The organism is Bacillus sp. REN10, from assembly GCF_016820555.1.
GTDB lineage: Bacteria > Bacillota > Bacilli > Bacillales > Domibacillaceae > Bacillus_CE.
This window is the reverse complement of the sequence record NZ_JADHDW010000002.1, coordinates 345,175-357,909: the sequence shown is the minus strand read 5'-3', so window position 1 is coordinate 357,909 and position 12,735 is coordinate 345,175. Positions and strand designations below refer to the sequence as shown.

Sequence of the window (12,735 nt, the reverse complement as noted above, 5' to 3'; positions counted from 1 at the left end):
ATAGAAAAAGTCTATATGCATTCAAATGAGAAACGAAAGACCTTTCACATTTAAGACTGATCGCTGTCAATTTGACGCAACAACGCATCAATCCGATTTCCATAATCGATGGATTCGTCAAATTCAAACAATAACTCTGGTGTTTTGCGTAGACGAATTCTCTGTCCCACTTCAGAACGAATGAATCCTTTCGCTTTGGCAAGAGCTTTTAACGTTTCTTCTCGTTTATGCTCATCGCCAAGGACTGTAATATACACCTTCGCTTGTTGAAGGTCGCCCGTAACCTCTACATCTGTAACAGTAATAAAACCAATGCGAGGATCCTTCACTTTACGGTTTAAAATATCCGTTAGCTCTTTTTTCATTTGTTCTCCGACACGATTCGAACGAAGAGTCATCTTTATTCACCTCTCTATAGCCATTCATAGGATGTCATCAGACGCTCCCATTCAGGAAACGAGTCTAGAAAATTCAATGCGTTTTCTAGTTCCCTCTCAGTTGCTTGTTTAGAGGAAGCGACGGTGACAATAGTAAGCTGTGTCCGCTGCCAAACGTCCTGATAATTCGTTTCGGCAACAGACACATTTAATTTTTGTTTTAAACGAGTGATAGTACGTTGAAGCACGGCCCTTTTTTCTTTTAATGAATGGGACGCGTGAATGATATATTCTACTTCAACGCAACCGATCATTTACGCTCAATTTCCTCTTCAATAAAGGCTTCAATAATGTCGCCTTCTTTCACATCATTGAAGTTTTTAATCGTGATTCCGCACTCATAACCTTGAGCGACTTCTTTCGCATCATCTTTGAAGCGTTTCAATGCATCAACTTCCCCTTCAAAAATTACGATACCATCACGAATTAAACGAACACCGCTATCGCGAGTGATTTTTCCATCCGTCACATAAGATCCGGCAATGGTACCGACTTTCGATACTTTAAATGTTTGACGGACTTCTGCTTGACCGATGATTTTTTCTTGGAATTCTGGATCAAGCATTCCTTTCATTGCCGCTTCAATTTCTTCGATGACTTTATAAATAATGCGGTGAAGACGCACATCGACTTCTTCCGTTTCGGCTGCACGTTTCGCGTTCACATCTGGACGTACATTAAAGCCGATCACAATCGCATTAGAAGCTGATGCTAAAATAACATCCGATTCCGTAATAGCCCCTACGCCCGTGTGAATGATTTTCACATTTACACCTTCTACTTCAAGTTTTTGCAAAGCAGCAGCAACCGCTTCAAGCGAGCCTTGAACGTCCGCCTTTAACACGATGTTTAAATCTTTCATTTCTCCTTGCTTCATATGTTCAAACAAGTTATCTAGGCTGACACGAGATTTCTCGCTACGTTGCGCCTGCAATGCTTCTTGTGCACGCGCTTCACCAATTTGGCGAGCTGTTTTCTCATCTTCAAAAACAACGAAACGGTCTCCAGCTAATGGCACATCATTTAATCCAGTGATTTCCACTGGTGTAGAAGGTCCTGCTACTTTCACGCGGCGCCCTAGATCATTAACCATGGCACGCACACGCCCGAATGTATTACCGACAACGATGGGATCTCCTACATTTAACGTACCATTTTGAACGAGCAATGTCGCCACAGAACCGCGGCCTTTATCAAGCTCAGCTTCGATCACTGTTCCAATGGCACGACGGTTAGGGTTCGCTTTTAACTCTTCTACTTCAGCCACTAAAAGAATCATTTCAAGCAATGTGTCAATTCCCTCACCGTGTTTCGCTGATAGAGGAACGAAAATCGTTTCGCCGCCCCAAGCTTCTGGTAAAAGACCATGCTCAGTCAATTCTTGCATCACGCGATCTGGATTCGCTGTTGGCTTATCAATTTTGTTAACAGCAACAATAATTGGTACTTCCGCCGCCTTCGCATGATTGATCGCTTCGATTGTTTGTGGCATCACGCCGTCATCCGCTGCCACAACAAGGATGGTGATATCTGTAATTTTCGCTCCGCGAGCACGCATCGTTGTAAACGCCGCATGTCCAGGGGTATCCAGGAACGTAATTTTTTTGCCTTGCTCCTCAATTTGATAAGCACCGATATGCTGAGTAATTCCGCCAGCTTCTCCTTCGGTTACTTTCGTGTTTCGGATAGAGTCAAGAAGAGTTGTTTTACCATGGTCAACATGCCCCATAATAGTTACTACAGCTGGTCGTTCAATTGTTGCCTCTTCTTCATCGACTCCAAAATAGACTTCTAAGTCCGCTTTATCAATCAAGACTTCTTCTTCTACTTCCACGCCGTATTCACCAGCGATTAACTCAATCGCATCGCTGTCTAATTCTTGGTTAATTGTCGCCATAATCCCTAGCATAAACAGCTTCTTAATAATTTCAGATGGCTCACGATTTAATTTCTTTGCTAATTCAGTTACTGTTAATGAGCCGGTAAACGTAATTTTTTCTGGCAGTTCTTTTACTTTAGGCGGAGTAGGTGCAGCTGGTTTTACATTTTTATTTTTATTTCCTTGCTGCTTATTGCGCCCTTGAACTTTATTATTCCCTCTTTGTTGAGGATTTCTCTTGGAATCTTGAGATTTAACCCCTTGTTTAGGTTTTGATGATGCGCCTTTAGCTGCGCTTTGTTTATTATTTGTTTTTGATTGATTTAGTGATTTATCCAATTTTTGCATAGCCCCCTCGTCAATAACAGTCATATGGTTAGAGACTTTTACGTTCAACTCTTTTAATTTATCAATGACTACTTTACTTGACACATTTTTTTCTTTCGCATATTCATACACTCTTTTTTGGTTCACTATATGTTCACCCCCGCATATTATCATCGAGAAGGGTGGCAAGCTTGTTTGCAAAACCTGAGTCTAACACAGCTAAAACAACCCTAGCCTCTTTGCCAATCGCCTGGCCTAGAACATACCGATCATCTACCCACCTTACGGGTACCTTATAAAAGCTTGCTTTATCTTGAATTTTTTTCTTTGTATTAGACGAAGCATCCATCGACAGCACAACGAGCTTCGCTTGGCCTCTTTGAATTTCTTTTACTGTCAGTTCTTCGCCGGAAATAATTTTTCTTGCACGGTTAGCTAATCCGATTAATCCTACCCATTGAGGCTGTTTCATGAATTAACGATTCTCCTTTTCTACAAGAGACAGCAATTCTTCAAAAACAGCATCCGGGATCTCTGCGCTTAAATGCCGAGATAAGATTCCTCTTTTTTTCGCTAATTCTATCGCTTCTTTATTTTTTGATAAATAAGCTCCGCGCCCAGATTTTTTGCCGGTTAAATCCACAGATACGTCTCCTTCTTTCGAACGGACGATTCTTACCATTTCTTTTTTCGACTTCATTTCTCCTGTAGCTACACATTTTCTTAATGGAACTTTTTTAGGATTAGCCATTGTTCTTCACCTCTTATTCAATTTCTTCGGAGGAAAAGTCATAAGCTTCTTCATCTACAGTGTTGATCGCTGCATCTTCTCGCGGATAAACACCCGCTGCACGAGCATCAGATTCGCTTTTAATATCAATTTTCCAGTTCGTTAACTTAGCTGCTAAGCGAGCATTTTGCCCTCTTTTACCGATAGCAAGTGAAAGTTGGTAATCAGGTACAATCACCGTTGTTGCTTTATTCTCTTCATCTACTTGCACATCGATGACTTTTGATGGACTTAATGCATTAGCAACAAATACTACCGGATCGTCGGACCATTTCACGATATCAATTTTTTCACCTTTTAATTCATTGACAATCGCCTGGACACGGCTTCCTTTTGGACCAACGCATGCACCGACAGGATCAATTTCCGGATTTTCTGCATAAACAGAGATTTTCGAACGATCTCCCGCTTCACGCGATACAGAACGAATCTCAACCGTACCATCAAAGATTTCCGGCACTTCAATTTCAAACAGGCGCTTTAATAGGCCTGGATGTGTTCTTGAAACAAAGATTTGCGGCCCTTTTGTCGTTCTCTCTACTTTTGTGATAAACACTTTAATGCGGTCATGCGGCTTATAGCTTTCATTAGGCATTTGTTCAGCTAACGGCAATAAAGCTTCAACCTTCCCAAGACTGACATAAATAAAACGGGAATCTTGACGCTGAACAATCCCAGTCATAATGTCTTCTTCGCGATCGATAAATTCAGAATAAATAATTCCTCTTTCTGCTTCACGTACACGTTGAGTGACGACTTGCTTCGCCGTTTGAGCCGCAATGCGTCCAAAATCTTTTGGTGTTACTTCTAATTCGACAATATCGCCAATCTCGTATGCCGGATTGATTTCTCTCGCAGCTGCCTCTGAAATTTCTAAACGGCTGTCAAATACTTCATCTACCACTTCTTTACGTGCAAACACACGCATTGTGCCTGTTGCTAAATTGAGATCTACGCGAACATTTTGCGCTTGATTAAAATTACGCTTATAGGCAGAAACAAGTGCCGCTTCAATCGCCTCAATGATCACATCTCTCTCAATTCCTTTTTCTGTCTCCAAATACACAAGAGCATCATATAATTCAGTGCTCATCGAACGTTCCGCCCCCTTAAATTAATTCAAACGATCCTTCACAAAAAGCTGTACAAAAACAAATTCCCTTTCACTATCGGATGGGAACTGTAAAGTCCTATATGTTTCCTCCTTTATGTATTAAGAAAAGGAAACTGCAAGGCGTGCTTTTGCCACTTTCTCCATTGGGATTTCCACTTGTTTTTTTCTTGTTTTGACCATATATTCAACGGTCAATGATTCTTGGTCGTAAGATAATAATGTGCCTTCAAAAGCTTTTTCACCATCGATTGCCTCATACGTTTTTACATGTACTCTTTTTCCGACAGCTCTTTCAAAGTCTTTTGTTTTCTTTAATGGCCTCTCCGCTCCCGGCGAAGAAACTTCAAGGAAATAGTTATATGGAATAGGATCTTTAGCATCTAGTTGCTCGCTTAAACGCTCGCTGACGAGACCACATTCTTCAATATCCACTCCTGTTTCTTTGTCAACACAAACGCGCAAAAACCAATTTTTACCTTCTTTTACGTATTCAATATCAACTAATTCCAAGTTTAAATCTTCTGTAATTGGTGCAACGAGTTCTTCTACAATTTCAATTACTTTACTCATATAATACCTCCTGGTTGACTAGCCTTCCGGACCAAGAAATGAAACTCTATACAAACACGAAAGAGTGGGTATGCCCCACTCTTTCAAAGAGAGTTATCAATTAGTATTTCCATTAAAAATATACCACATCCATCACATAGATGCAACTAAGGCGTGTCAAGCCTAAAATAATGACAATTGATTTTGATCCGGTAATGAAGCGAGACACCCATGATTATCCAAGTACTCAATAATCGTCTTAGATACCTTTCCCCGCTGTTGTAAATCTTCTTTTGATAAAAATTCCCCTTCTTCACGTGCTTTGACAATATTATAAGCAGCGTTCGTTCCTAAACCAGGAATCGCATTAAACGGCGGAATAAGCGATTGTCCATCGATCACAAATTGATCGGCACTCGAGCGATATAAGTCTACTTTTTGGAAAGAGAATCCTCGTTCACTCATTTCAAGCGCTAACTCTAAAACGGTTAACAGATTTTTTTCTTTCGGCGAAGCATCAAGTCCTTTCGCGTTAATCTCTTCTAGTTTAGATTTAATAGCGGCTGAGCCTCTAACCATTGCTTCAATATCAAAATCCTCGGCACGCACAGTGAAATATGCAGCATAATAAAGTAGCGGCAAGTGCACTTTAAAATAAGCAATCCGAACCGCCATTAATACATATGCAGCGGCGTGAGCCTTTGGAAACATGTATTTAATTTTTTTACATGAATCAATGTACCATTCCGGAACTTTTTTATTGCGCATTTCTTCTTCCATTTCCTCTGTTAACCCTTTTCCTTTACGAACAGATTCCATAATTTTAAAGGCGAAAGCCGGATCAAGATCTTGGTAAATTAAATACACCATAATATCATCACGACAGCCGATCACATCGCTTAATTCGCAAATTCCATTATGAATCAGCTCTTGCGCATTCCCTAACCATACATCTGTTCCGTGAGACAATCCTGAAATCTGTACAAGTTCAGAAAATGTTGTCGGTTTTGTATCCTCAAGCATTTGACGAACGAATCTTGTTCCAAACTCAGGAATGCCAAGCGTTCCTGTTTTACACATGATTTGTTCTTCCGTTACACCAAGCGATTCTGTTCCACTAAAAATTTTCATCACTTCTGGATCATCAGTAGGAATGGTTTTAGGATCAATACCTGATAAATCTTGTAGCATCCGAATGACTGTCGGATCATCGTGACCGAGAATATCGAGCTTTAATAAATTATCATGGATGGAATGGAAATCAAAATGCGTTGTTTTCCATTCTGATTTATCACTATCCGCCGGGTATTGAATCGGTGTGAAATCATAAATGTCCATATAATCCGGCACAACAATGATTCCCCCTGGATGCTGTCCTGTCGTCCGCTTTACTCCTGTACAACCTTTCGCTAAGCGATCGACTTCCGCTCCACGAATTTGCAAATTATTATCAGCGGCGTATCCCTTCACATACCCAAAGGCCGTTTTATCAGCCACAGTACCGATCGTTCCTGCTCGATACACATTATCTTCACCAAATAGTACTTTTGTATAATTATGAGCCCTCGGTTGATACTCACCGGAAAAATTCAAATCTATATCCGGAACTTTATCCCCTTTAAATCCAAGAAACGTTTCAAACGGAATATCATGACCATCTTTTGTGTAGCTTATGCCGCAATCTGGGCAGTCTTTATCCGGCAGGTCAAATCCGGAGCCGACAGATCCATCATTAAAAAACTCTGATGTGCGGCATTTCGGACAGACATAATGTGGAGGCAGCGGATTCACCTCAGTAATTTCTGTCATCGTAGCCACAAAGGATGAGCCAACGGAACCGCGTGACCCAACTAGATAGCCATCATCCAATGATTTTTTTACCAACTTGTGGGAAATCAAGTAAATGACTGCAAATCCATGTCCGATGATACTTTTCAATTCTTTTTCTAATCGGGCTTCCACAATTTCTGGTAAGTCCTCTCCGTAGATGCTTCTCGCCCGTTCATAACTCATATTTCTTATTTCTTCATCGGCACCTTCAATTTTTGGAGTATAGAGATCATCTTTAATCGGCTTAATTTCTTCTAGAAGATCAGCAACCTTATTCGGATTGACGACCACTACTTCTTTTGCCTTGTCTTTCTCTAAAAAGCTGAAAGCATCGAGCATCTCATTCGTTGTTCGAAAATGAACATCCGGTAGCTGATGACGATTGAGCGGATTCGCCCCCCCTTGGGAATTGACCAAAATTTTACGGTGAATTTTATCTGTCGGATTTAAGTAATGAACATTGCCTGTAGCGCAAACAGGCAACTTCAACTTATCGCCAATCTCAACAATTTTTGAAATAATGTCTTCAAGCGCATGATCATCACGAACTAACTCTAGCTCCAATAAGTGAGCATACACTTCTTTCGGATGAATTTCTAGGTAATCATAAAAAGCTGCTTTTTTCTCCGCTTCTTCACTACCTTTTTGCATCATACTCTCAAATACTTCCCCTTTATCACAACCCGAACCGATAATCAAACCTTCTCGATGTTTTTGTAATACCGACCTTGGGATGCGCGGCACACGATAAAAATAATTAATATGAGAAATGGAAACTAATTTAAACAAGTTTTTTAAGCCGACTTCATTTCGAGCAAGGATCGTACAGTGATAAGGACGAGCTCGCTTGTAAGCATCTCCTTCACCCATATGTTCGTTAAATTGATCATGATAAGTAATACCTTTTTCAGCCGCATCCTGAAGCATTTTTAACATTAAATACCCAGTCGCTTCTGCATCGTAAATCGCCCGGTGATGCTGAGTTAGCTCCACATCAAATTTCTTCGCTAACGTATTTAAACGATGATTTTTCATGCTCGGATATAAAAATCTCGCTAGCTCTAACGTATCAATGACTGGATTCGTTGCTTTTTCGATATTGTAGCGTTCATAACCCGCTTGTAAAAAGCCCATATCAAAAGAAGCATTATGGGCAACTAAAATAGCATCGGCTGTCCATTCTTTAAACTTTTGTAATACCTCTTCTACTTCTGGAGCATTTTCTACTAAATCATCTGTAATGCCTGTTAAATTGATCGTAGTGGCTGATAACGGATGATGCGGATTGGCAAAGGACTCAAACCGGTCGATAATCTCCCCATTCTTAATCTTGACGCCAGCTAATTCAATAATCGTATCATACACAGCTGATAACCCTGTTGTCTCGACGTCAAATACGACATAAGTTTCATCTGGCAAAAATCGATGAGCGTCATGATAAGCAATTGGCACGCCATCATCGACTAAGTTCGCTTCTAGTCCGTATAATACTTTAATACCGTGTTTCTTTCCGGCGCTATACGCTTCAGGGAATGATTGGGTAACGGCATGGTCTGTAACAGCAATCGCTTTATGCCCCCATTTACTCGCTTGAGCAACGAGGTCACTCACTGGTGTCACAGCATCCATTTGACTCATTGGCGTATGCAGATGAAGCTCGACTCGCTTCTCCTCTTCCGGAGCTGTATCTTGTCGGGTAACCGGCGAAATTTCGTTGATATCATTAGCAATCATCACTAAGTCTCGAACAAACGTATCATTTTGAACCGTTCCGCGAGCGCGAACCCACATTCCTTTTTTCATTCGAGTTAACAGAGCCGCATCTTCTTTATCGCGAGAGAACATTTTCACTAAAAGAGAGTCCGTATAATCAGTGATTTTAAAAGTGAGCAATGTGCGGCCGCTGCGAAGTTCTTTTGTTTCTGCATCGAATACATAACCTTCGATCGCAATGCGCCGTTCCTCATCTTGAATTTCTTCTAGCTTTTTGAATTCAGCATCATCTTTGATTTTCAACCCGATCATTAACGGACCGTCAAATTCCGATTCTTCTTCTTTCGCACTTGCTTCACGTTTCTGCATATCAACAACGGCCTGCATCGCTCGTTCCGCATCTTCTTTTTGCTTCGCCTCTAAAAATTGTTGGAAGGCCTCATCTTTTTCTGATTCAATAATTTCGACATCAAACGCCAAAGCCGGAAAGCCATAGTGTTGATAAGTACGGACGACCCATTCGCCATACTTATTTTTCAATGCCATTCCTTCCGCTTCATTATTGACTCCCACCACAAGCTTGTTTCCTTTGACAGTAGGCGGTTGTTTCGTTAGTAAAGCAAGCATAGGCGGCGAGATGCCTTCTAGTTGCTTCACACATAAATTCCAGTATTGTCCGATTAATACATCTGAGACCTCTGGATTTTTCGCTTTTATTGAAAATGTGACAGTGGCAATCTCTTTAAATGTGTGTACCAGTTTATTCGCAAAAAGCTCCAGCACTTGACAAGGAACAATACGTTCTACCAAAAACGAAAAATGCCATCTTTGCTGTTGTCGTTCTACCGTCAACTTAGAAATTTCCGCTCCCTCAAAGTGCTTTACGAAGACGTCATCAATCAGATTTAACTGCTGTAATAGTAATTGAAACCTTTGCCGCTTCCCTTGGGATTCTTGACTCATTTTTTCGCCTCCCAATTTTTTTATAATCGGAAGAAAAAGGCGCCTACGGCAGGCACCTTTTTCTCTCTTTCGCTAAACAACTTCTGATCCCTGTCTAGAAGTTTGCTAGCCATGTTCATCTTATCTATCCATTAAGCGATTGTTTGAAACAAATCATCCAATGTTGCCGCTAATTGTTCTTTAGACACTTCAATGGTTTCTCCCGTTGATCGCACCTTCACTTCTACGATGCCTTCAGATGCTTTTTTACCTACTGTAATTCGCACAGGTAAACCGATTAAATCACTGTCAGCAAATTTAACACCAGGCCGCTCCGCACGATCATCCAGCAACACATCGAAACGTTTCTCACGTAGCAAATCATACAGTTCTTCCGCTAATTCACGTTGATGATCATCTTTCATATTAATTGGAACGAGATGCACATCATATGGAGTTAACGCTTTTGGCCAAATGAAGCCTTTCTCATCATTAAATTGTTCAGCAACGGCAGCTAGTGTACGTGAGACACCGATGCCGTAGCATCCCATAATCATCGGTTGCGTGCGTCCATTGTCATCTAAATAAGTGGCATTCATCGCTTCGCTATAGCGAGTGCCTAATTTAAAGACATGCCCCACTTCAATTCCTTTGGCAAATTTGATTGTACCTTGTCCATCAGGAGAAACATCGCCCTCTTGAATAAAACGAAGATCCGCATATTGATCAACTGTGAAATCTCTTTCTGCATTGACATTCACATAATGGAATCCTTCTTCGTTTGCACCACACACCATATTTGTAATGGCTTGTACAGCGTGGTCCGCTATGACTTTTACGTCACCCTTCACACCTACAGGACCAAGGGAGCCGATGGAGCAACCTAAAACATCACTCACCATTTCAGGAAGAGCTAACTCGACTTGATCTGCTTGCAGCAAGTTTTTCAACTTAATATCATTCACTTCATGATCGCCCCTAGCGAGAACAAGCACGTACTCTTCATCTACTTTAAATAAAAGCGATTTAATGCATTTTTCTGGTGCTACATTTAACAAAGCAGAAACCTCTTCAATTGTTTTCGCATTTGGAGTAGCCACTTTTTCTTTTTCTTTTTCCGGCTCATCGCTTTTTTCATAAGCTGTCACAACAGGAGCCATTTCAATATTGGCCGCATAATCAGACTGATCGGAATAAGCAATCGTATCTTCTCCAATATCCGATAACACCATAAACTCATGCGTATCTTTTCCGCCCATCGCTCCAGAATCGGCAATGACTGCTCGGAAATTTAAACCGCAGCGGCGGAATACATTCGAATAAGCCGTAAATAAACGGTCATATACTTCATCTAAACTTTCCTGAGACGTATGGAAAGAGTAAGCATCTTTCATCACAAACTCTCTTCCGCGAAGCAAGCCGAAACGCGGGCGCTTTTCGTCACGGAATTTCGTTTGAATTTGGTATAACGTCAATGGTAAACGCTTATATGATTTGATTTCATCGCGAACTAAGCTAGTGATTACCTCTTCATGAGTTGCCCCTAAGGCAAATTCACGATCATGACGGTCTTTTAAACGCATTAGTTCAGGACCATACGTATACCAGCGACCTGACTCTTGCCACAGCTCTGCTTGCTGTAAAGCAGGCATTAATAGTTCGACTGCTCCAGCAGCATCCATTTCTTCGCGAACAATATCTTCCACTTTCCGCAAAACTTTCTTTCCAAGCGGCAAGTAGCTATAGACGCCGCTTGCGTTTTGTCTAATAAACCCCGCCTTTAATAAAAGCTGATGATTTTTCACCTCCGCATCTGCAGGAGTTTCTCTTAATGTAGGAATTAACGTTTGGCTTTGTTTCATGACATGCACCTCAAACTATATTATTGTAGAAAGAATCGTTGAATATCATTCCAAGTTACAACGATCATTAACAGCATTAATAAGGCAAATCCAACAAAATGGACCATCCCTTCTTTATGACGATCAATCGGTTTGCCCCGAACAGCTTCAACTAAGAAAAATATCAATCTTCCGCCATCAAGTGCCGGGAGCGGCAGTAAATTCATAATCCCCAGATTGATGCTTAATACACCTGCCCATCTCATTAAATTCATTATACCAGATTGAGCAACGGTCTCTGTAGAAACATAAATTCCAACTGGTCCAGAGAGCATATCAATGGAAAATTGGCCTGTTACTAGCTTGCCAACCATTTGGAAGATTTGTACGGTCCATAAATAAGTTTCTTTTGCCCCGTAGACAATAGAGCCGAAGAAGTCTTTTTCGACTGGACTGTATACACCAATCACACCAATCTCTTTTCCTTCGATTTCACGCGAATCTGGGGTTACAGGGATCTGCAATGTCTTTCCATCTCTCTCTATTGTGAAGTCCATTTCTGATTCCGGATGTTTCTGAATCAATTTCACAATCTCTTTCCAGTTTGAAACCCCTTCACCGTTGATGCTAATGATTTTATCTCCCTGAGCTAAGCCCGCTTCTTGTGCAGCACCATCTGCTGTTAATTCGCCTAACTTCGCCTCATTTGTTGGAATACCTTGAATCCAAGCAATAATGATAAACACGAAGAAAGCTAAAATAAAGTTAAACAGTGGTCCAGCGAAGATAGCCATAGCTCGTTGACCAAGTGTTTTTGACGCAAATTGCCGATCCCATGGAGAAATTTGTGTTTCAATTCCATCCTCAACAATGACAGCTTCCCGATGAATAGAGAAAGATTTGAGCTCTTCTTCTCCATCTTCATAGCCTCTGATCATTAACTGATGTTCAAGATCGGCTTGCTCTACTTCAATCACTCGAGCTTTCGGATAACGGTCTTTTCCGTTGATGATAATTTTGACAATTTCATCTTGTTCATTACACACGATACCAATTCGATGACCCGCTTTGAGATCAACCATTTCAGGATCTTCGCCGGCCATGCGAACGTAACCACCTAATGGCAATAGACGCAGTGTATAGACGGTTTCTCCTTTTTTATGAGCAAATATTTTCGGGCCAAATCCAATAGCAAACTCACGACAAAGGATGCCTGCTCGTTTGGCGAAAATAAAGTGCCCTAATTCATGAAAAAAAACAAGCGCTCCAAATATAACAATAAACGCTATCACTGTGTTCAAATAGATAACCAC

Annotated in this window: 10 protein-coding genes; all 10 read right to left on the bottom strand. The window is 41.0% G+C overall.

Going from position 1 to position 12,735, the window contains the following annotated elements; all coding sequences use genetic code 11:
- Window positions 1-50: 50 nt before the first annotated feature.
- Window positions 51-398: a 30S ribosome-binding factor RbfA gene (gene rbfA, locus IRB43_RS05050; RefSeq protein ID WP_203362347.1), complete on the bottom strand. Its 348-nt coding sequence runs from the start codon at window positions 396-398 to the stop codon at window positions 51-53.
- A gap of 14 nt (window positions 399-412) precedes the next feature.
- A complete protein-coding gene (locus IRB43_RS05045) occupies window positions 413-691 on the bottom strand; it encodes a DUF503 domain-containing protein (RefSeq protein WP_203362346.1) in 279 nt (92 codons plus the stop codon).
- Window positions 688-2,790: a translation initiation factor IF-2 gene (gene infB, locus IRB43_RS05040; RefSeq protein WP_203362345.1), complete on the bottom strand. Its 2,103-nt coding sequence runs from the start codon at window positions 2,788-2,790 to the stop codon at window positions 688-690. The genes IRB43_RS05045 and infB overlap by 4 nt, the downstream gene beginning before the upstream one ends.
- Window positions 2,791-2,797: 7 nt before the next feature.
- Window positions 2,798-3,115 carry a YlxQ family RNA-binding protein gene (locus tag IRB43_RS05035; RefSeq protein WP_203362344.1) on the bottom strand — a complete coding sequence of 106 codons (318 nt, stop codon included), beginning with the start codon at window positions 3,113-3,115 and terminating at the stop codon, window positions 2,798-2,800.
- A gap of 3 nt (window positions 3,116-3,118) precedes the next feature.
- Window positions 3,119-3,394, bottom strand: a complete 276-nt coding sequence (rnpM, locus tag IRB43_RS05030; RefSeq protein WP_203362343.1) for an RNase P modulator RnpM — start codon at window positions 3,392-3,394, stop codon at window positions 3,119-3,121.
- Window positions 3,395-3,407: 13 nt separating this feature from the next.
- Window positions 3,408-4,526: a transcription termination factor NusA gene (gene nusA / locus IRB43_RS05025; RefSeq protein ID WP_203362342.1), complete on the bottom strand. Its 1,119-nt coding sequence runs from the start codon at window positions 4,524-4,526 to the stop codon at window positions 3,408-3,410.
- Window positions 4,527-4,646: 120 nt separating this feature from the next.
- Window positions 4,647-5,117 carry a ribosome maturation factor RimP gene (gene rimP, locus IRB43_RS05020; protein ID WP_203362341.1) on the bottom strand — a complete coding sequence of 157 codons (471 nt, stop codon included), beginning with the start codon at window positions 5,115-5,117 and terminating at the stop codon, window positions 4,647-4,649.
- 162 nt (window positions 5,118-5,279) lie between these two features.
- Window positions 5,280-9,602: a PolC-type DNA polymerase III gene (locus IRB43_RS05015; RefSeq protein WP_203362340.1), complete on the bottom strand. Its 4,323-nt coding sequence runs from the start codon at window positions 9,600-9,602 to the stop codon at window positions 5,280-5,282.
- Between the two features lie 131 nt (window positions 9,603-9,733).
- The gene (locus IRB43_RS05010) at window positions 9,734-11,443 is read right to left on the bottom strand and encodes a proline--tRNA ligase (RefSeq protein WP_203362339.1); all 1,710 of its coding nucleotides are present in this window, start codon (window positions 11,441-11,443) and stop codon (window positions 9,734-9,736) included.
- Between the two features lie 20 nt (window positions 11,444-11,463).
- A complete protein-coding gene (gene rseP, locus IRB43_RS05005; RefSeq protein ID WP_203362338.1) occupies window positions 11,464-12,723 on the bottom strand; it encodes an RIP metalloprotease RseP in 1,260 nt (419 codons plus the stop codon).
- Window positions 12,724-12,735 lie beyond the last annotated feature (12 nt).